The organism is Ancylobacter vacuolatus, from assembly GCF_030813595.1.
GTDB lineage: Bacteria > Pseudomonadota > Alphaproteobacteria > Rhizobiales > Xanthobacteraceae > Ancylobacter > Ancylobacter vacuolatus.
This window is the reverse complement of sequence record NZ_JAUSUH010000002.1, coordinates 773,902-792,714: the sequence shown is the minus strand read 5'-3', so window position 1 is coordinate 792,714 and position 18,813 is coordinate 773,902. Positions and strand designations below refer to the sequence as shown.

16 protein-coding genes are annotated in these 18,813 nt (G+C 67.9%); 5 read left to right on the top strand and 11 right to left on the bottom strand.

Annotated elements, in window-relative coordinates; genetic code table 11:
• The first annotated feature begins 9 nt into the window (after window positions 1-9).
• The 3 genes from J2S76_RS07665 (at window position 10) to J2S76_RS07655 (ending at window position 3,274) form a co-directional block, all read left to right on the top strand.
• Entirely contained in the window at window positions 10-807 is a 798-nt protein-coding gene (locus J2S76_RS07665; RefSeq protein WP_307059064.1) for a carbohydrate ABC transporter permease, read from the top strand.
• Between the two features lie 78 nt (window positions 808-885).
• A complete protein-coding gene (locus J2S76_RS07660; protein ID WP_307059062.1) occupies window positions 886-2,163 on the top strand; it encodes an extracellular solute-binding protein in 1,278 nt (425 codons plus the stop codon).
• A gap of 229 nt (window positions 2,164-2,392) precedes the next feature.
• Window positions 2,393-3,274, top strand: coding sequence for a carbohydrate ABC transporter permease (locus tag J2S76_RS07655; protein ID WP_307059060.1), 882 nt, complete (start codon window positions 2,393-2,395; stop codon window positions 3,272-3,274).
• A 45-nt stretch (window positions 3,275-3,319) separates the two neighbouring features.
• Here the strand turns inward: J2S76_RS07655 and J2S76_RS07650 are convergent, their stop codons facing one another.
• From J2S76_RS07650 to J2S76_RS07635, 4 genes are all read right to left on the bottom strand, one after another.
• Entirely contained in the window at window positions 3,320-4,327 is a 1,008-nt protein-coding gene (locus J2S76_RS07650) for an aldo/keto reductase (RefSeq protein WP_307059058.1), read from the bottom strand.
• Between the two features lie 63 nt (window positions 4,328-4,390).
• Entirely contained in the window at window positions 4,391-7,123 is a 2,733-nt protein-coding gene (locus J2S76_RS07645; RefSeq protein WP_307059056.1) for an HAD-IC family P-type ATPase, read from the bottom strand.
• Window positions 7,124-7,226: 103 nt separating this feature from the next.
• Window positions 7,227-7,775, bottom strand: a complete 549-nt coding sequence (locus J2S76_RS07640) for an ActR/PrrA/RegA family redox response regulator transcription factor (RefSeq protein ID WP_307059054.1) — start codon at window positions 7,773-7,775, stop codon at window positions 7,227-7,229.
• 134 nt (window positions 7,776-7,909) lie between these two features.
• A complete protein-coding gene (locus J2S76_RS07635; RefSeq protein ID WP_307059052.1) occupies window positions 7,910-9,286 on the bottom strand; it encodes an ActS/PrrB/RegB family redox-sensitive histidine kinase in 1,377 nt (458 codons plus the stop codon).
• Window positions 9,287-9,476: 190 nt separating this feature from the next.
• On the opposite strand from J2S76_RS07635, the gene J2S76_RS07630 reads away from it, so the two are divergent.
• Window positions 9,477-10,832, top strand: coding sequence for a polyhydroxyalkanoate depolymerase (locus J2S76_RS07630; protein ID WP_307059050.1), 1,356 nt, complete (start codon window positions 9,477-9,479; stop codon window positions 10,830-10,832).
• A gap of 69 nt (window positions 10,833-10,901) precedes the next feature.
• On the top strand, window positions 10,902-12,005 hold the full coding sequence (locus J2S76_RS07625; RefSeq protein WP_307059048.1) for a bifunctional transcriptional activator/DNA repair enzyme AdaA: 1,104 nt from the start codon (window positions 10,902-10,904) through the stop codon (window positions 12,003-12,005).
• 21 nt (window positions 12,006-12,026) lie between these two features.
• Here J2S76_RS07625 and phoB read toward each other — a convergent pair whose 3' ends face one another.
• The 7 genes from phoB to J2S76_RS07590 all read right to left on the bottom strand — a co-directional run bounded on the left by phoB (window position 12,027) and on the right by J2S76_RS07590 (window position 18,806).
• Complete coding sequence (gene phoB, locus J2S76_RS07620; RefSeq protein WP_018388729.1) at window positions 12,027-12,728, bottom strand: phosphate regulon transcriptional regulator PhoB; 702 nt, start codon at window positions 12,726-12,728, stop codon at window positions 12,027-12,029.
• Between the two features lie 35 nt (window positions 12,729-12,763).
• The gene (gene phoU, locus J2S76_RS07615; RefSeq protein WP_307059046.1) at window positions 12,764-13,477 is read right to left on the bottom strand and encodes a phosphate signaling complex protein PhoU; all 714 of its coding nucleotides are present in this window, start codon (window positions 13,475-13,477) and stop codon (window positions 12,764-12,766) included.
• A 26-nt stretch (window positions 13,478-13,503) separates the two neighbouring features.
• Window positions 13,504-14,325, bottom strand: a complete 822-nt coding sequence (gene pstB / locus J2S76_RS07610) for a phosphate ABC transporter ATP-binding protein PstB (RefSeq protein WP_307059044.1) — start codon at window positions 14,323-14,325, stop codon at window positions 13,504-13,506.
• 8 nt (window positions 14,326-14,333) lie between these two features.
• Window positions 14,334-15,167, bottom strand: coding sequence for a phosphate ABC transporter permease PstA (gene pstA, locus J2S76_RS07605; RefSeq protein WP_307059041.1), 834 nt, complete (start codon window positions 15,165-15,167; stop codon window positions 14,334-14,336).
• Between the two features lie 10 nt (window positions 15,168-15,177).
• On the bottom strand, window positions 15,178-16,152 hold the full coding sequence (gene pstC / locus J2S76_RS07600; RefSeq protein ID WP_307059039.1) for a phosphate ABC transporter permease subunit PstC: 975 nt from the start codon (window positions 16,150-16,152) through the stop codon (window positions 15,178-15,180).
• Window positions 16,153-16,297: 145 nt separating this feature from the next.
• The gene (gene pstS, locus J2S76_RS07595) at window positions 16,298-17,341 is read right to left on the bottom strand and encodes a phosphate ABC transporter substrate-binding protein PstS (protein WP_307059037.1); all 1,044 of its coding nucleotides are present in this window, start codon (window positions 17,339-17,341) and stop codon (window positions 16,298-16,300) included.
• A 172-nt stretch (window positions 17,342-17,513) separates the two neighbouring features.
• Window positions 17,514-18,806 (bottom strand): ATP-binding protein, encoded by a 1,293-nt coding sequence (locus tag J2S76_RS07590; RefSeq protein ID WP_307059035.1) that lies wholly within the window; start codon window positions 18,804-18,806, stop codon window positions 17,514-17,516.
• Between the last annotated feature and the right edge of the window lie 7 nt (window positions 18,807-18,813).

The window sequence follows — 18,813 nt, the reverse complement described above, 5'->3', positions numbered from 1 at the left end:
GGGGGCAGCATGCGGCGCATCGGACTTCACCTTGGCCTTCTCTTCGCCTGCGCCCTCATTCTCGTGCCCCTGCTCTGGGTGGTCCGCACCAGCCTTCTGCCCGAGCACCTGTCCTATTCGCCGGAGCTGATGCCGGCGGTGACGCTCGACAATTACGTCGCCCTGTTCACCTCCACCCGCTACGGCCAGTCCTATCTCAACAGCCTGATCGTCGCCTTCGGCTCGGTGGTGGTGGCGCTGCCCTTCGCGGCGATGACCGGCTATGCCTTTGCCCGCTTCAAGACCAGCGGGCGCGCCGGGCGCTTCGCCGTGCTGGCGACGCAGATGCTGCCCCCCGTCGCGATCGTGCTGCCGGCCTTCGCTCTCTTGCGCACGGTGGGCCTCACCAATTCGCTGACCGGCCTCATCATCGTCTATGCCGCGGTGAACCTGCCCTTTCTGATCTGGATCCTGATGGGGTTCTTCGAGGGCATTCCGGTCGATCTCGAATGGGCGGCGCAGACCGATGGCGCCACCGCCTGGGGCGCGTTCTGGCGCATCGTGCTGCCGGTCTCGCTGCCCGGCATCGCGGCGGCCGGCGTGCTCGGCTTCATCCTCACCTGGAACGAGTTCCTGTTCGCGCTGGTGCTGAGCGGTCCACAGACCGCGACCGTGCCGGTGGCGCTGGCCGCGCTCCAGACCTCCAACGGCGTGCAGATCGCCAAGGTGTCCGCCGGCGTCGTGCTCGCCGTGCTGCCGCTGGTGATCGCCTCGCGCTTCATCCAGCGCTTCATCGTCCAGGGGCTGACCTTCGGCAGCGTGAAGTGACGGTGCCTTCTACCGCGCCCATTCGGGTGTGCGCCAACAAGGCGGGCAAAGCCCGCTCCAGAGGAACAGGAGAACGAGATGCAGTTTAAGTGTAGCCTCAAGGCGGCGCTGCTCGGCGCCACCCTGCTTGCGGCGGCCGGCTCGGCCCAGGCGCAGAACGTCACCCTGCGCGCCCTCATGGAGGACGTGCCGGAGACGCAGATCATCGAGAAGCTGCTGCCGGAATTCGAGAAGGAAACCGGCATCAAGGTCGAGTTCGAGAAGATCGGCTATGGCGACATGCACGACAAGCTGGTGGCCCAGCTGGTCTCGCCCGAGAGCTACTACAACCTGCTCGAAGTCGACTTCCTGTGGGCGGGCGAATTCCCCGCCGCCGGCTGGCTGGAAGACCTGAACCCCTATATCGCCAAGTCCGGCTTCGACCTGAAGCCCTTTATCCCGTCCATGCTGGACCTGCTCGGCCAGACCAAGGACGCGACGCCGATCCTGCCCATGTACAATTACTCCATGGGTCTGATCTACCGCACGGACCTGTTGAACGACCCCAAGATCAAGGCCGACTACAAGGCCAAGACCGGCAAGGAGCTGGCTCTGCCGGCCACGCTGGCCGACTATGTCGCGCTCTCCGCCTTCTTCAAGGCGAACACCCCCGTCGTCGGCGCCGCCATGCAGGGCCAGCGCGGCGACCCGAACGCGATGGAATTCTCCAACTACCTGTTCGCCGTCGGCGGCGCCTATCTCGATGCCGACCGCAAGGTGGTGCTGAACAGCCCGCAGGGCCTGACCGCGCTGAAGCTCTATGCCGAGAACGTGCAGAAGGGCGCGCAGCAGGGCGCCCTCTCCGCCACGCTCGACGACACGATGCGGCTGATGTGCGCCGGCGACACGTTCAGCATGGTCACCTATTGGTGGATGCTGCCGCAGCTCGACAATGCGGAGAAGTGCCCGAAAGTGGCCGGCAAGCTGGCGCTCTCCGTCATGCCCGGTGGCCATGGCGAAAGCGGCGGCTGGGGCTGGGGCATCCCGAAGAACACCTCGGATGAATCCAAGGCCGCGGCCTGGAAGTTCATCGAATGGGTGCAGGGCAAGAAGATCTCGGTCGCCCGCGCCATGGAAGGCCATGCCCCGGTGCGCTCGGACGTGTTCGAGGACGCGGCGGTGCTGAAGAAGTACCCCTTCTACAAGACCGGCCTTGAGGTCGTCGCCTCCGGCAAGTCGTTCCCGATCTTCGCCTATTCCGCGCAGTACGAGGACGTGCTGGGCGCCCAGCTCTCGCTCGCCGCCGGCGGGCAGGCCAAGCCCGAGGACGCGCTGAAGGCGGCCGCCGACGGCCTGACCCAGCTGCTCAGCAAGTAACCCCATCGGCCGGGACTCTGCGTGAGCCCCGCAACGTCCCGGCCATACGGCGCGCCAGCCTTCCCCCTCGTTGGCTGGCGCGCCGGTCTCTTTTCTCGACACGCTCTCCTGGAGCAGGTCCGGTGGAAACCGGATCGCGGGCAGTGCTCCGGGTTTTTGCTTTTACGCATTTTCTTCACGCGAACCGGGCCCCACTTCGCTCGAAAATACTCTGGGATGGACGACGCGCATGCGCTTTGCGGCACTGGCGGATCGGGACTGGCGTACCGGCTGGGCCTTCGCGGCACCGGGCCTTCTCACCCTCGCCATCGTCATGGGCCTGCCTCTGGTCTATGCGGCGCTGATCTCGGTCTCCTCGCTCACCCTGCTCAAGCCGATGCTGCAGCCCTTCACGGGCTTCAAGAACTTCGCCATCGTGATGAGCGACCCGCTGTTCTGGGACGCGCTGTGGCTGACGATCAAATATTCGGTCATCACCGTGGCCGGCGAATTCGTGCTCGGGCTCGGCGTCGCGCTGATGCTGAACCGCGCGGTGACGATGAAGCCGGTCTATTTCGCCATTCTCACCATTCCGATGGCGATGTCGCCGGTGAGCGTGGCGCTGATCTGGCGGATGCTGCTGCAGCCCAATCTCGGCATCGCCAACCAGCTGCTGGAAAGCCTCGGCCTGCCGCGCGTCGACTGGCTCGGCAATGCCGATTTCGCGCTGTGGACCATGGCGGCGATCGACATCTGGCAGCAGACCTCCTTCGTCATCCTGATCCTGGCCGCCGGCCTCGCCTCGCTGCCGCGCGATCCCTATGAGGCGGCGGAGGTGGACGGCGCCTCGCCGCTGCAGCAGTTCTGGTACATCACCCTGCCGATGCTGCGCCCGGTGGCGGCGATCGCGGTCATCATCCAGCTGATCAATGAATTCCGCACCTATGACCTGCCCTATATCCTCACCAAGGGCGGGCCGGGCAATTCCACCGAGGTGCTGAGCTTCTTCGCCTATCGCCGCGCCTTTCTCGGCCTGCACCTGAATGAGGGCGCCGCCGCCGCCTTCGTGCTGCTGCTGATCGTGCTCGGCCTCACCATCCTGTTCTTCGCCACGCTGGAACGCCGGCGCTGAGCCGGGGAGACAGGCCCCGACGCCGGCGCCGAATGTAAGCGCCGGTCAGCGGTCGATCATCCGCATATGCTCTTCCGGGTAGCGCGCGCCTTCCACCGCGATGGCGGCCAGCGACCGGTCGATCGCCGCAAGCTCGTCCGGGGTAAGGGTGAGCGCGGTGGCGGCGATGTTCTCCTCCAGCCGATGCAGCTTGGTGGTGCCGGGAATCGGCACGATCCACGGCCGCTGCGCCAGGATCCAGGCGAGCGCGATCTGCGCCGGGGTGGCGGCGCCGCCCTCCCCGCCCCGCGCCGCCGCCACCGCGCGCAGCACCTCGATCAGCGCCTGGTTGGCGGCGAGCGCCGCAGCGGTGAAGCGCGGCTGGCTGGCGCGCATGTCGCCCTTGGCGAAGGTGGTCGAGGCGTCCATCGCCCCGGTGAGGAAGCCGCGCCCAAGCGGGCTGAACGGCACGAAACCGATGCCCAGTTCCTCCAGCACCGGGAAGATCTCTTCTTCCGGCTCGCGCCACCACAGCGAATATTCGCTCTGCAGCGCCGTCACCTTCTGCACCGCATGGGCGCGGCGAATGGTGCCGACGCCGGCCTCCGACAGGCCGAAATGCAGCACCTTGCCTTCGCGGATCAGCTCGCCCACCGTGCCGGCGACCTCCTCGATCGGCACATCGGGGTCGACGCGGTGCTGGTAGAGCAGGTCGATATGGTCGGTGCGCAGCCGCTTGAGCGAGGCCTCCGTCACCTCCCGGATATGTGCGGGCCGGCTGTCGACGCCGATGCGCTTATGGGTGCCCGGCTCCATCTTGAAGCCGAACTTGGTGGCGATCTTCACCCGCGCCCGCAGCGGCGCCAGCGCCTCGCCGACCAGTTCCTCATTGACGAAGGGGCCGTAGAACTCGGCGGTGTCGAACAGGGTGACGCCCCGTTCCACCGCCGCGCGCAGCAGAGCCACCGCGTCGGCGCGGGCCGGCGCGGTGCCATAGGAGGAGGTGAGCCCCATGCAGCCGAAACCGAGTTCGGAAACCACGAGGCCGCCCGTTCCAAGTGTGCGCGTGTGCATGCTGTTCTCCCTCGGCCTCATCAGGCGCCTCCTTGATAGCCCTTCCGGCGCCTCGCGGCAGGGTCACATCTGCGCCGCCGAGAAGATACCCAAGCGCCGCAGCAGCGTCTTCTCGATTTCGAGAAGCACCATGAGCGCCACGCCGACGCCGATGATCATCACCCCATCGAGCAGGGCGATGGGGCGGGTGTCGAAGATCGCCTGCATGACCGGCAGATAGGTAAAGGCGAGCTGGCCGGCCACCACCGCCGCCAGCGCCAGCAGCACCGCCGGCGTGCCCAGCGCCCCGCGCCAGGTGATGGACCGCATGTGCAGGAAGCGCACATTGAACAGATAGAAGATCTCCATCACGACCAGCGTGTTGACGACGATGGTGCGGGCCATCTCCACCCCCTGCCCGCGCCAGAGCGAGAGGAAGAACATCGCGAAGGAAATCAGGGCGAACAGCACCGAGACCAGCACCACCCGCCAGAGCATGAAGCGGGTGAGAAGCCCGGCGCGCGCCGGCCGGGGCGGGCGTTGCATCACGCCGGGCTCGGTCGGCTCGAAGGCCAGCGCCAGCCCGAGCGTCGCGCTCGTCGCCAGGTTGATCCAGAGGATATGCGCCGCCGACATCGGCATGACGATGCCGAGCAGAATGGCGCCGATCACCGCCAGCACCTCGCCGCCATTGGTCGGCAGCGTCCAGGCGATCATCTTGCGGATATTGTCGTAGACGGTGCGCCCTTCCTTCACCGCCGCGACGATGGAGGCGAAATTGTCGTCGAGCAACACCACTTCAGCCGCCTGCTTGGCCGCTTCCGTGCCCTTGCGGCCCATGGCGATGCCGACATCGGCCTGCTTGAGCGAGGGCGCGTCATTGACGCCGTCGCCGGTCATCGCCACCACCGCGCCGGTGGATTGCAGCGCCCGCACGATGCGCAGCTTGTTCTCCGGGCTGGTGCGGGCGAACACGCTGGTGCGCGCCGCCATGTCGACCAGTTCCTCGTCCGACACGGCATCCACCTGCGCGCCCGTCACCACCACCGGAGTCTCGGCGAGGCCGAGCTGGCGGGCGATGGCGCCGGCGGTGACGCCATGGTCGCCGGTGATCATCTTCACCCCGATGCCGGCGCTGCGGCATTCGGCAATAGCGGCCACCGCCTCGGGGCGCGGCGGGTCGATGAAGCCGATGAGGCCGAGAAACGCGAAACCCTCGCGCACATCGTCGAAGGCAAGGCGCGCCGGCGCCACCGCGAGCCGCTTCATCGCGAAGCCCAGCACCCGCTCGCCGGCCGCCGCCGCGCGGGCGATCGCCGCCTCCCACGTCCCCGCCCCCTGCGCGCCGGCAAGGCGCAGCACGTCTTCCGGCGCGCCCTTGACGAACACCACCGCCCCGCCCTCCGGGCGGCGATGCAGGCTGGCCATGAAGCGGTAGGCGGCATCGAAGGGAATCTCGTCGAGCCGGGCAAAGGCGGCGCGCTCCTGTTCCGGGCTCAGGCCCGCCTTCAGCGCGAGGGCGACCAGCGCCCCCTCCATCGGGTCGCCTTCCGCCCGCCAGACGCCGTTCTCGGCATGCAGATGCGCGTCGTTGCACAAGACCCCGCAGCGCAGCAGATGCGCCGCCGCCGCGGCCGGGGCTTCCGTCGCGCCCTCGCCCGCCCAGCTAAGCGCGCCCTGCGGGTCGTAGCCGATGCCGGATACCGCGATGTCGACGAGATCGCCCTTCGCGATCACCAGCCGCCGGGCGGTCATCTCGTTGCGGGTCAGCGTGCCTGTTTTGTCGGAGCAGATCACCGAGGTCGCGCCCAGCGTTTCCACCGCCGGCAGCTGGCGGATGACGGCATGCTTCAGGGCCATGCGCCGGACGCCGATGGCCAGCGTGACGGTGATCACCGCCGGCAGCCCCTCCGGCACCAGGCCCACCGCCAGCGCTACCACCGCAATCAGGGCCTCGCTCCAGTCATAGCCGCGCACCGCGACGGCGAACAGGAACAGCGCCGCCGACCCGCCAAGGGCGAGCCAGGTGAAACGGCGGGCAAAGGCATCGACCTGCCGCAGCAGTGGCGTCGCCAGCGGCTCGACATTGGCGATCAGCCGGCCGATGCGGCCGATCTGGGTGTGCGGGCCGGTGGAGACGACGATGCCGGCGCCCTGCCCGGCGGCGATGGTGGTGCCGGAAAACGCCATCGAATGGCGATCCCCCAGCGCCGCCTCCACGGCGGCCGGCGCCTCGTTTTTGGCGGCGGCGACGGATTCGCCGGTGAGGATCGCCTCGTCGATCAGCATGCCGCGCGCGCGGATCAGCCGCGTATCCGCCGGCACCCGGTCGCCGGCCTCCAGCAGCACGAGATCGCCGGGGACGAGGTCGCTTGCGTGCACGCTCTGGCGCCGGCTGGCCCGCATCACAGTGGCATGCGGCGCGATCATGTTGCGGATGGCCCGCAGCGCCTGTTCGGCCTTGCCCTCCTGGATGAAGCCGACCAGGGCGTTGACCAGCACCACGGCGACGATCACGCCGGCATCGACATAATGACCAAGAGCGAGCGCCGCCGCCGCGCCGGCGAGCAGGAAATAGATCAGCGCATTGTTGAACTGGGCGAGAAAGCGCAGCAGCGGCGAGCGGCCGGGCGGCTCGGGCAGCGCATTGGGGCCATGGGTGGCAAGGCGCGCCTGCGCTTCCTCCGGCGTCAGCCCGGCGCTGGTGACGCCGAGACGGCCGGCCACCTCTTCATGGGGGATCGCGTGCCAATGTTCGGTGGCGGGAACGGGCGGCGTCGGGGGGCCAGGAGTCCTGGCGGAAGCGGCATCGTGCATCGGTCGGGGGCGCTCGCTGACGTTGCGTTAGCCCGGAACCTAAAGGCACGCCCTCCCCCGGCCTAGCGGAGTTTCCCCTATGGTGTAGCGTCGCCGGCCTCTATCAGCGCGGCGCGCGCTTGGCGAGGATGCGCTGGAGCGTGCGGCGGTGCATGGAGAGGCGCCGGGCGGTTTCCGAGACATTGCGGCCGCACAGCTCATAGACGCGCTGGATATGCTCCCAGCGCACCCGGTCCGCCGACATCGGGTTCTCGGGCAGCTGCGGCTTGAAATCGCCCTGGGCGTTCAGCGCGGCGCAGATGTCGTCGGCATCGGCCGGCTTGGCGAGATAGTCGACCGCGCCGATCTTCACCGCGTTCACGGCGGTGGCGATGTTGCCATAGCCGGTGAGGATGATGCCGCGCGCTTCCGGCCGGCGGCGCTTGAGGGCGGAGATCACGTCGAGCCCGTTGCCATCGCCGAGGCGCATATCCACCACCGCATAGGCCGGCGCGCTGCCCTCGACGCTGGCGAGGCCGTCGGCCACCGTTTCCGCCGTGGTGACCATGAAGCCGCGCGTTTCCATCGCCCGGGCGAGGCGCTGCAGAAACGCCCGGTCGTCATCAACGATGAGCAGCGTGCGATCCTGCGGTTCCATGGCGATATCAAGCATCTCAACGCTTTCCAATGTGCCGGCTGCGGCATCCCCGGGCGCGGTCAAAGACCGCCACCCGCGATGCGTCGCCAAGTCGACTTTTGACGCAGCTTATACCCCGTGGGCAGCGAGATCAAAATGTCGCAACCCTTCTACGGTCGGGCGAGGGCCCGGTTCTCCGGCTCCGGTTCACGATCGCCTGATATGTCGATCAGCGCGCGCGGCCAGCGCACCCCCACCGAGGCGCCATGCGCCGGTGGCGGGCGGTTGACGAAGGTGAGGCCGGCGCCGGTGCGCTCCAGCAGCGTCTTGGCGATGAACACGCCGAGGCCGAGGCCATTCTGGTCCTCGCCATCCGATTCCGCGCCGCGCTTCCAGCGGTTGCGGCCGCGGCTGGTGACATAGGGCGCGCCGATGCTGTCCAGCAGCTCGATCGGAAAGCCCGGTCCGTCATCGGTGACGGAGATCGTCACCTCCTCCTCGCTCCAGCTGGCGACGATGTTGACCCGCCCTTCGGCGAAATCGACGGCGTTCTCGACAATGTTGCCGAGGCCATAAAGCAGGCCGGGATTGCGGGCGATGATCGGCTCGCCGGGGGCGCCATTGGGCAAAGTGACGGCGATGGTGATGCCGAAATTGCGGTGCGGCGCCACCACATCTTCCAGCAGATGCGAGATCGGCATGCGGTCGAACGGCGCCTCGCCGGCATCGAGCGTGGTCAGCCTGCGCAATATGGCGCGGCAGCGCTCGGCCTGCTCGCTCACCAGCTTGATGTCGTCGCTCATCGGGCTGTCGGCCGGCAGCGCACGCGCCAGCTCCTTGGCCACCACGGTGATGGTGGCGAGCGGCGTGCCCAGCTCATGCGCCGCCGCCGCCGCCAGCCCGTCCAGCGCCGAGAGGTGCTGCTCGCGTGCCAGCACCAACTCGGTCGCCGCCAGCGCCTCGGAGAGCTCGCGCGTTTCCTCCGCCACCCGCCAGGCATGCACGCCGATAAAGGCGATAGCGATGGCCAGCGCCAGCCAGATGCCGACGAGATAGAGCGTCGGCAGCTCCGGCACATCGCCCAGCGCGCCACTGGTGGCCCAGGGCAGCGGCATCTGCCAGAAGCCGACCAGCGCCGCGCAGGCCGCCGCCAGCACGCCGAGCAGGATGGTGGTGCGCGGGGAGAGCGCCGTCGCCGAGATCAGCACCGGGGCGAGAAAGAGCAGCGCGAAGGGGTTGGAAAGCCCGCCGGTGAGGAAGAGCAGCGCGGCCAGTTGCAGAATGTCATAGGCCAGTAGCCACGCCGCCTCCACATCCGACAGCCGCCGCGCGCCGGGATTGCGCAGCCGCAGCGCCAGATTGAGCCAGGCGGAAAGCGCGACCACGGCGAGGCTGGCGCCGATCGGCAGCGAGAAGCCAAGCAGCCACTGCACCACCACAATGGCGACGGTCTGGCCGGAAATCGCCAGCCAGCGCAGGCGGATAAGCGTATCCAGCCGCAGGCCGAAAAAGCGTTCGCCGATGGGATGGTCGAGGGAGAGCGACATGAAAGGGCCCCTGCGCACGCCCCTCACGGGTGAGGAGTGGCCCTCTATAGCCTTTCCTGTGGCTGTGGTGCGAGAGTGGAGCCGCGTTGACGCGGGCGCGAAAGAGCCTATTTATGCTGCAACGCACAAGAGCGACGCGCGCGAACGACGCGACAGCGCCGAACGGGCGGAACGGGCTAGGGAGGCTTGCATGGCGATCGGCGTTTTCGGCGATGTTCCCGATGCGGAAGACGTGGTGGTGGCACCCGAGGTGACGCTTGAAGCGGCCTCGGCGCTGGCGCGGCCGATGTACTGGATGTTCGAGCTCGGCCACGCCGCGCTCGACCCGCTGCGCATGATGGCCGATGCCGGCCGGCTGTTCTACCGCAACCCTGCCAACCCGCTCAGCCACACCGGCTTTGGCAAGACGATGTCGGCCTCGCTGGAGATGTTCGAGCGCACCACGCGGCGCTATGGCAAGCCGGACTGGGGCATTGACGAGGTGACGGTGGGCGGTGTTTCCGTGCCCGTCGAGATCGAGACGGTGTGGGAGCGGCCCTTCTGCAAGCTGCTGCATTTCAAGCGTCATTTCACGAACAAGCCGCGCCGGCCGCAGCCGCGCATGGTCATCGTCGCGCCGCTGTCGGGCCATTACGCCACGCTGCTGCGCGGCACGGTGCAGACCCTGCTGCCCAATCACGACCTCTACATCACCGACTGGGTCGACGCCCGCAACGTCCCGGCCGCCGAGGGGCCGTTCAGCCTCGACCACTATATCGACTATGTGATCGAGATCTTCCACCATCTCGGCGGTGGGGTGCATGCGCTCGCCGTGTGCCAGCCGGCGGTGCCGGTGCTGGCCGCCGTGGCGCGGATGGAGGAGATGGGCGACCCCGACGTGCCCGCCTCCATGGTGCTGATGGGCGGGCCGATCGACACCCGCGAGAGCCCGACGGCGGTGAACCATTTTGCGCAGGAGCGCGGCATCGAGTGGTTCCAGCGCAATGTCATCACCACCGTGCCCTGGCCCAATGCTGGGGTGATGCGCCAGGTCTATCCCGGCTTTCTCCAGTTGCACGGCTTCATGGCGATGAATCTGGAGCGCCATCTGAAGGCCCATGCCGACATGTTCGGCCATCTGGTGAAGGGCGACGGCGATTCCGCCGCCAAGCATCGCGAGTTCTACGACGAATATCTCTCCGTCATGGACCTGCCGGCGGAATATTACCTGCAGACGCTGCAGACCGTGTTCATCGACCACGCGCTGCCGCGCGGCACGATGACCCATCGCGGCGCCAGGGTGGACCCGTCGAAGATCCGCAATGTCGCGCTGCTCACCGTCGAGGGCGAGAATGACGACATTTCCGGCGTCGGCCAGACGCGGGCGGCGCAGACGCTCTGCTCCGGCCTGCCGGAGGACATGAAGGCGCATTATCTGCAACCGACCGTCGGCCATTACGGCGTGTTCAACGGCTCGCGCTTCCGCGCCGAGATCGCCCCGCGCATCTCCGACTTCGTGCTCAGCCATAACTGGCCGAAGAAGGGCCACAACCGGCCGGAAGGCTGAGCCGGCGGGCGGGAAATAACCGCCCGTTTTCCGGCGGCGCTGGCGCGGGCGCGATGCTAGCTTCGCCGCATGCTGACCGATGCGCCCCGCGACCTGTTCGACCTCGCTCTGCCGGATGCGGCCACGCTGCACCAGGCGCTGCTGGCGCGCGATGCGCGCTACGAGGGGCGCGCCTATGTGTGCGTCGCCACCACCGGAATCTTCTGCCGCCTGACCTGCCCGGCCCGCAAGCCGCTGGCGGAGAACTGCACCTTCCGGCCGACGATCGGCGCCTGCATCGAGGCCGGCTTCCGCCCCTGCAAGCGCTGCCATCCGCTCAGGCCGGCGGCGGAGGCGGACCCGATGATCGCCGGGCTGCTCGCCGCCCTGGACGCGCGCCCGGCCTACCGCTTCGGCGAAGAGGACATCACGCGCCTCGGCTATGACCTCTCCACCGTCCGCCGCGCCTTCAAGCGGCAGTTCGGCATGACCTTCCTCGACATGGCCCGCCACCGCCGGCTGCGCGAGGGCTTCGAGACGCTGGCGCTCGGCAGCTCGGTCATCGCCGCCCAGCAGGAGGCCGGCTTCCAGTCCGCCAGCGCCTTCCGCGCCGCCTTTGCCAGGCTGCTCGGCTGCGCGCCGGGCGAGATCGCCGGCGAGGGCCGGCTGCTCGCCGACTGGATCGGCACGCCGCTCGGCGACATGATCGCGATTTCCAGCGCCACGCATCTGCATCTGCTGGAATTCATCGAGCGGCGTGGCCTGCCGGCGGAAATCGCCCGGCTGCGCAAGGGCGTGAAGGGGGAGCTCGGCATCGGCAGCGCCGCGCCGACCGAGCGCATCCGCGCCGAACTCGCGGCCTATTTCGCTGGCCGGTCGGCGGCTTTCGCGACGCCGCTGGCGCTGGAGGGCAGCGCTTTCACCCGCGCGGTCTGGGCGGAGCTGCGGCGCATACCGGCCGGGGAAATGGCGAGCTATGCCGAGATCGCCCGGCGGATCGGCGCGCCCTCCGCCATCCGCGCGGTGGCGCGGGCCAATGGCGCCAACCAGCTCGCGCTGGTCATTCCCTGCCATCGCGTCGTCGGCACGGACGGCGCCCTCACCGGCTATGGCGGCGGCCTGTGGCGCAAGCAGCGGCTGCTGGAGATCGAGGCACAGTACCGCACCCCGCCGGCGCCAGTGCAAGCGGGGTGACGCGGCGGGCGTGCCGCGCGCTCAATGCGCGCGGGCGAACATCTCGTTGAAGGAATAGCCGGAGCCGCGCACGGTGCGGATCGGGTCGGGCTGGCGGGGGCGGTTGAGCGCCTTGCGCAGCCGGCCCACATGCACGTCGACCGTGCGCTCGTCGATATAGACGTCCTGTCCCCACACCCCGTCGAGCAGCTGCTCGCGCGAATAGACGCGGCCCGGCGACTGCATGAGGAATTCCAGCAGCCGGAACTCGGTGGGGCCGAGATGCAGCTCGCGGCCGGCGCGGTGCACGCGCTTGGTCTCGCGGTCGAGCTCGATGTCGCCGGCCCGCAGCAGGGTGGAGATGTGCTCGGGCTTGGCCCGGCGCAGCAGTGCCCGTACCCGGGCGACAAGCTCGGGCACCGAGAAGGGCTTCACCACATAGTCGTCGGCACCGGTGGCGAGGCCGCGCACGCGCTCGGTCTCCTCGCCGCGGGCGGTGAGCATGAGGATGGGCATGCGCTCGGTTTCGGGTCGGGCCCGCAGGCGCCGGCACAGCTCGATACCGGACAGGCCCGGCAGCATCCAGTCGAGGATGAGAAGGTCCGGCACGCTTTCGCGCAGCCGGGTCTCCGCCTCGTCGCCCCGCCCGACATTATCGACCGAATAGCCTTCGGATTCGAGATTGTAACGGAGCAGGAGGGTGAGGGGCTCCTCATCCTCCACGATCAGTATGTTGGTGGGCATGATCTTGATCCCGAGCGTTCGCGGGCCGTGGGGTGTCAGGCCGGGAACGCGACGCTGGTCAGGCTGCTGGTGTCCTGCTTGGGCCGCTCTTCGGTGAGAAGCTGGCCGGTCACAAGATAGTGGATGGTTTCCGCGATATTGGTGGCGTGGTCGCCGATGCGCTCGATGTTCTTGGCGCAGAACAGCAGATGCGTGCACAGCGAGATGTTGCGCGGGTCTTCCATCATATAGGTGAGCAGTTCGCGGAACAGCGAGGTGTAGAGCACGTCGACCTCGCCGTCGCGCTGCCAGACTTCCAGCGCCCGCACTTCGTCGCGGGTGGCATAGGCGTCCAGCACCACTTTCAGCTGCTCGAGCACGATGTTGGACATGTGCTCGACGCCGCGCACCAGCTTCTGCGGGTGGAATTCGCCGGTGAGGGCGAGCACGCGCTTGGCGGTGTTCTTGGCGAGGTCGCCGATGCGCTCCAGATCATTGGCGATCCGCATGGCGGCGACGATCTCGCGCAGGTCGCCGGCCAGCGGCTGGCGGCGGGCGATGATGAGCACCGCCTTTTCTTCGATCTCCCGCTGCAGCAGGTCGACCGGGCCGTCGAGCACGATCACCTTCTGGGCGAGCTCGCTGTCGCGCTTGACCAGCGCCTGGACGCTGTCGGCGACGAGACGCTCGGACTGGCCGCCCATCTCCACCACGCTGCGGCCGAGTTCCTTGAGGTCGGTGTCGAACGACGAGACGATATGTTCGGTCATGGGGGCAGGCCTCTCTCGTCGCGGGCTCAGCCGAAGCGGCCGGTGATGTAGTCGCGGGTGCGGGCTTCACGCGGGTTGGTGAAGATTTCGTTCGAGGCGGCGACCTCGATCAGCTCGCCGAGATAGAAGAACGAGGTGATGTCGGCGCAGCGCGCCGCCTGCTGCATGTTGTGCGTCACGATGACGATGGTGAATTCCTGCTTCAGCTCGTCGATCAGGTCCTCGATCTTCGAGGTCGAGATCGGGTCGAGCGCCGAGGTGGGCTCGTCGAGAAGGATCACTTCCGGCCGCACCGCGATGGTGCGGGCGATGCACAGGCGCTGCTGCTGACCGCCGGACATGCCGAGCGCCGAGGTGTGCAGGCGGTCCTTGGTCTCCTCCCAGATCGCCGCCTTGCGCAGGCACCACTCGACGCGCTCGTCCATCTGCGCCTTGGAGAGGCGCTCATGCAGGCGCACGCCGAAGGCGATATTGTCATAGATCGACATCGGGAACGGGGTCGGCTTCTGGAACACCATGCCGATACGCGAGCGCACGACGGTGGAATCCAGGTCCTTGCTGAGCAGGTCGGCGCCGTCGAACAGGATCTTCCCTTCCGCGCGCTGGCCCGGATAGAGCTGGTACATGCGGTTGAAGATGCGCAGCAGCGTGGACTTGCCGCAGCCCGAGGGCCCGATCATCGCGGTGACGCGCTTCTCCGGGATCTCGAAATTGATGTTCTTCAGCGCGTGGTTGTCGCCGTAGAAGAAATTGAGCTTCTCGACCTTGAGCTTGGACTCGGCCGAGGGCGCGGTGGCGCGGTTCACGGCGGAGGCGATGTCGATCGACGTCTCGGGTGCGAAATTCATGGTCCGTCTCACTTCATCTTCGCCAGGACGAGGCGGGAAAGGATGTTCAGGGTCAGAACCCCGACGGTGATGATGAGGGCGCCCGCCCAGGCCAGGGCGACCCAGTCCTCGAAGGGACTGGCGGCGTATTGATAGATGGCGATCGGCAGGCTGGCCATCGGGCTGTTCATGTCGAGCGACCAGCTGTTGTTACCGAGCGAGGTGAACAGCAGCGGCGCGGTCTCACCGGCCGCCCGCGCCACGGCCAGCAGAATGCCAGTGACAATGCCGGCGCGGGCCGCGCGCCAGGTGATGAAGGTGACGACCTTCCACTGCGGCGCGCCGAGCGCGAAGGCGGCTTCGCGCAGGCCGATCGGCACCAGGTTCAGCATGTCCTCGGTGGTGCGCACAACCACGGGAATGACGATGATGGCGAGCGCGACCGCGCCAGCCCAACCGGAGAACCCGCCAAAGGGCATCACCAGGATCTGGTAGACGAACAGGCCGATGAGGATCGACGGAGCGGAGAGCAGAACGTCATTGACGAAGCGCACCGCGTTGCCGACCTGCGTGTTCCGGCCCTGCTCGGCCAGGAAGGTGCCGCACATCAGGCCGATGGGCGTGCCGACGACAAGGGCGATGCCGATCTGGATCAGCGAGCCGACAATGGCGTTGAGCAGGCCGCCCCCGGCACCCGGCGGCAGTGTCATGCGGGTGAAGACGTGCGGGCCTAGCGCGGGCAGGCCGCGGATCACCAGGGTCCACAGGATCCAGGCGAGGAGGAGCAGGGCCAGCGCGGCGAACGCCGTGCTGATGGCCTTGACGGTGTAATCTGTCGCGCGGCGGCGGGCGAGCGATGACATGGATGCGACCTCAGCCCTTCAGCCTGGAGCGAACAAGCAGGCGCGACAGCGCGAGCACGATGAACGAAATCACGAACAGGATGAAACCAAGTTCGAGCAGCGATTCCAGCTTGAGCGAGCCGGGCGCGGCCTCCGGAAATTCGTTGGCGATGGTGGAGGCGATGGTGGAGCCGGGCGCGAACAGCGAGGCCGACATGCGCGTGGCGTTGCCGATGACGAAGGTCACGGCCATCGTTTCGCCCAGGGCGCGGCCGAGGCCGAGCATGACGGCGCCGACCATGGCGGTGCGGCCATAGGGCACCGAGACGTTGCGGTAGACCTCATAGGTGGTGGCGCCGACGCCATAGGCGGATTCCTTGATCATCGGCGGCACCGATTCCAGCACCTCGACGAACATGGCGGTGATGAAGGGCAGGATCATGATCGCCATGATCAGGCCGGCGGTCAGCATGCCCGCACCCAGCGGCGGGCCCTGGAACAGCGCGCCGATCACCGGCAGCGGCCCGAGCCACTCGATCAGCGGCGGCTGCACATAGGCGGCCATCAGCGGCACGATGACGAAGAAGCCCCACATGCCATAGATGATCGACGGGATCGCGGCGAGCAGCTGGATCGCGACGCCGATCGGCCGGCGCAGCACGCCGGGGGCGATCTCGGTCAGGAAGAAGGCAATGCCGAAGGACAGCGGCAGGGCGATGACCACGGCGATCACGGCGCTGAAGATGGTGCCGAACACCATCACGCCGGCGCCGAACACCTCGGTCACCGGGTTCCAGGTCGTGTTCCAGAGGAACGAAATGCCGAATTCCTGCAGAGCGGGCAGGCCACCCTCGAACAGCATCGCGATGATGAGGCCGAGCAGGATCAGCACGAAAATGCCGCTGCCCCAGAGTATGCCGACGAAAACCGGGTCGCTGACGCGGCCGGTCGGCTTGCGCGCAGATACCAGCGCCGGGTCAGCGTTGCCGCTCAGTGTGGCGTCCATGTGCGAAAGGTCCCTCGGGAACAGACGGAAACAGCGGCCCTTGAAGCGGCCGGGAAGATATCACGCAATCTGGCCGGCGCGCGGGGGCGCCCGGCGCAAAAGTACGGGGAGGAATGCACGCATCCCTCCCCGCCGATCAAAGATGTCAGTGAGTCCAGACCGGCTTGCCGTCGGCCTTCACTTCGGTCTTCCAGGCTTCACGGACGCGGTTGGCAACGTCCTCGGGAAGCGGGATGTAGTGGAGCTTCTCGGCGATGGCGCCGCCATCCTTGAACGCCCAGTCAAAGAACTTGATGACTTCGGCGGCCTGGGTGCCCGACTTGGGCTCCTTCGGCAGCAGGATGAAGGTGGCGGAGGTGATCGGCCAGGTGGTGTCGCCGGGAGTGTCGATCATCGAGGCGGCGAAGTTCTTCGCGCCAGCCCAATCGGCATTGGCAGCCGCCGCCTGGAAGGACGGGACGGTCGGCGAGACGAACTTGCCGGCCTTGTTCTGCAGCTCGGTGGTGATCAGGCTGTTCGACGAGGCATAGATGTACTCGACGTAGCCGATGGCACCCTTGGTGTTCTTCACCGTGCCGGCCACGCCTTCATTGCCCTTGCCGCCCGCGCCAGCCGGCCACTGGACCGAGGTCGCCGCGCCGACACTGGACTTCCACTCCGGGCTCACCGTCGAGAGGTAGGTCGCGAAGACATAGGTCGTGCCCGACCCGTCCGAACGGTACACGGGGACGATGCTGAGATCGGGAAGCTGCGAACCCTTGTTGACCTCAACAATCTTCGGGTCGTTCCACTTGGTGATCTTGCCGAGATAGATGTCGGCGATGATCGGGCCGGTCAGCTTGATCTGGTTGGCGGAGACGCCGTCCAGGTTCACGATGGCGACGACCGAGCCGATGACGGCCGGGAACTGCAGCAGCTTCTGGGCTTCGAGCTTCTCGGCCGCAACCGGAGCGTCGGAGGCGCCGAAATCGACGGTGCGGTTGAAGATCTGGGTCTGACCGGCGCCGGAGCCGATCGACTGATAGTTGAGGCCCGTGCCGGACTTTTCCTTATAGGCGACGGCCCAGGCCTGGTAGACGGGCGCCGGGAAGGTGGCGCCAGCGCCGGTGATGTCAGCGGCGAAGGCGGCGCCCGAGAATACGGCGCCGAACGACAGCGCCGCAGCGCCGAGCAAATGGGTGAATTTCAAGGGTCTTCTCCTTAGGTCGGGAGATCGGCGGCATCGCGGTGATAGGCCCGGATGCGCGATTGGCCGAAGGGCGGTGGACGTTTCACACGGGAGTCTTACCGCCCGGGCACCAAGGTTCTATGACCCTTCGATGAAGTCTTGATGACAGCGCAAGCCATTGATAAGGCTTGCTTTATCGCTTTGTCGCCGGACCCGTCGACAGGCGGACCGAGAATGTGGAGCCCGCGCCCGGCACGCTTTCAATGCCCATCTTGCCGCGATGGCGTGCGACGATGTGCTTGACGATGGCCAGCCCGAGCCCGGTTCCGCCCTGTTCGCGCGAATGGGCGGTGTCGACGCGGTAGAAGCGCTCGGTCAGGCGCGGCACATGCTCGGGGGCGATTCCGGGGCCGAAATCGCGCACCGTCACCAGCGCGTCCGTGCCCTCGCGCGCGATGGCGATCTCGACCCGGCCGCCGGTGGCGCCATATTTCAGCGCGTTCTCAACCAGGTTCTCGAAGACGCGGATCAGCTCGTCGCGGTCGCCGCGCACCTCCACCGGGTCCGCCGGGTGCTCGAAGGCGATCTCCACCCCGCGCTCGCGGCCGAGCGGAGCCAGCGCGTCGCGCACGTGGCTGACCACGGCGATGAGGTCCACCGCCGCCTCAGGGCGCAGATGGGCGTTGAGCTCGATGCGCGAGAGCGAGAGCAGGTCGTCGATCAGCCGCGACATGCGCCGCGCCTGCTCGTTCATGATCTTGAGGAAGCGCTCCCGGGCACTGGCATCGTTGCGGGCCGGGCCCTGCAGCGTCTCGATGAAGCCCGAGAGCGAGGCCAGCGGCGTGCGCAGCTCATGGCTGGCATTGGCGACGAAGTCGACGCGCATCTGCTCGACCCGGCGCTGCGGGGTGAGGTCGATGAAGCTCAGCAGCACCGCCTCGGTCGGCGCGCCCTCGCGCAGCAGGCCGGGACGGATCGGCACGATGTCGGCGCGCAGCCAGCGGTCGATCGGCACGCGCTCGGCAAATTCGATGCGGCGGGCGACACCGTCGGCGATCGAGGTCCGCAGCGCTTCCAGCACTTCAGGCACGCGCACGGCGAAGGAGACGGGATCGCCGACCCGCACACTGGCGAGAAGGGCGACCGCGCCGGCATTGGCGGTGAGCACGGTGCCGCGCGCGTCGAGCAGCAGCGCCGCCTCGGGCAGCGCGCGCACCAGCGCAGGCAGCCGCTCCTCGGCGCGCGGGGAGGGCTTGGGCTCGCCACTGAAGCGGGCGAGGGCCGCCGCGACCGGGCGCCGGCGCGCCGGCAGCATCGCCCCCAGCGCCACCAGCAGGCCGATGGCCAGGGCCGCGCCCGGCGTCATCGTGCCGGCCCAGCTCGCGCCACTGAGGCCCAGCGCGGCGGCGGCGATGATCCAGCGCGCGCCGATGAGGCGCTCACGCAGCGTATCCTCCGCCAGTTGCTGCGATTCACCGAGGGCCATGCCCGCA

What these genes read in the sequence shown, in the direction of transcription:
- J2S76_RS07665 (WP_307059064.1), top strand. Translation starts at nt 10, where the DNA reads ATGCGGCGCATCGGACTTCACCTTGGCCTTCTCTTCGCCTGCGCCCTC.
- J2S76_RS07660 (WP_307059062.1), top strand. Translation starts at nt 886, where the DNA reads ATGCAGTTTAAGTGTAGCCTCAAGGCGGCGCTGCTCGGCGCCACCCTG.
- J2S76_RS07655 (WP_307059060.1), top strand. Translation starts at nt 2,393, where the DNA reads ATGCGCTTTGCGGCACTGGCGGATCGGGACTGGCGTACCGGCTGGGCC.
- J2S76_RS07650 (WP_307059058.1), bottom strand. Translation starts at nt 4,327, where the DNA reads ATGCACACGCGCACACTTGGAACGGGCGGCCTCGTGGTTTCCGAACTC.
- J2S76_RS07645 (WP_307059056.1), bottom strand. Translation starts at nt 7,123, where the DNA reads ATGCACGATGCCGCTTCCGCCAGGACTCCTGGCCCCCCGACGCCGCCC.
- J2S76_RS07640 (WP_307059054.1), bottom strand. Translation starts at nt 7,775, where the DNA reads ATGCTTGATATCGCCATGGAACCGCAGGATCGCACGCTGCTCATCGTT.
- J2S76_RS07635 (WP_307059052.1), bottom strand. Translation starts at nt 9,286, where the DNA reads ATGTCGCTCTCCCTCGACCATCCCATCGGCGAACGCTTTTTCGGCCTG.
- J2S76_RS07630 (WP_307059050.1), top strand. Translation starts at nt 9,477, where the DNA reads ATGGCGATCGGCGTTTTCGGCGATGTTCCCGATGCGGAAGACGTGGTG.
- J2S76_RS07625 (WP_307059048.1), top strand. Translation starts at nt 10,902, where the DNA reads ATGCTGACCGATGCGCCCCGCGACCTGTTCGACCTCGCTCTGCCGGAT.
- phoB (WP_018388729.1), bottom strand. Translation starts at nt 12,728, where the DNA reads ATGCCCACCAACATACTGATCGTGGAGGATGAGGAGCCCCTCACCCTC.
- phoU (WP_307059046.1), bottom strand. Translation starts at nt 13,477, where the DNA reads ATGACCGAACATATCGTCTCGTCGTTCGACACCGACCTCAAGGAACTC.
- pstB (WP_307059044.1), bottom strand. Translation starts at nt 14,325, where the DNA reads ATGAATTTCGCACCCGAGACGTCGATCGACATCGCCTCCGCCGTGAAC.
- pstA (WP_307059041.1), bottom strand. Translation starts at nt 15,167, where the DNA reads ATGTCATCGCTCGCCCGCCGCCGCGCGACAGATTACACCGTCAAGGCC.
- pstC (WP_307059039.1), bottom strand. Translation starts at nt 16,152, where the DNA reads ATGGACGCCACACTGAGCGGCAACGCTGACCCGGCGCTGGTATCTGCG.
- J2S76_RS07590 (WP_307059035.1), bottom strand. Translation starts at nt 18,806, where the DNA reads ATGGCCCTCGGTGAATCGCAGCAACTGGCGGAGGATACGCTGCGTGAG.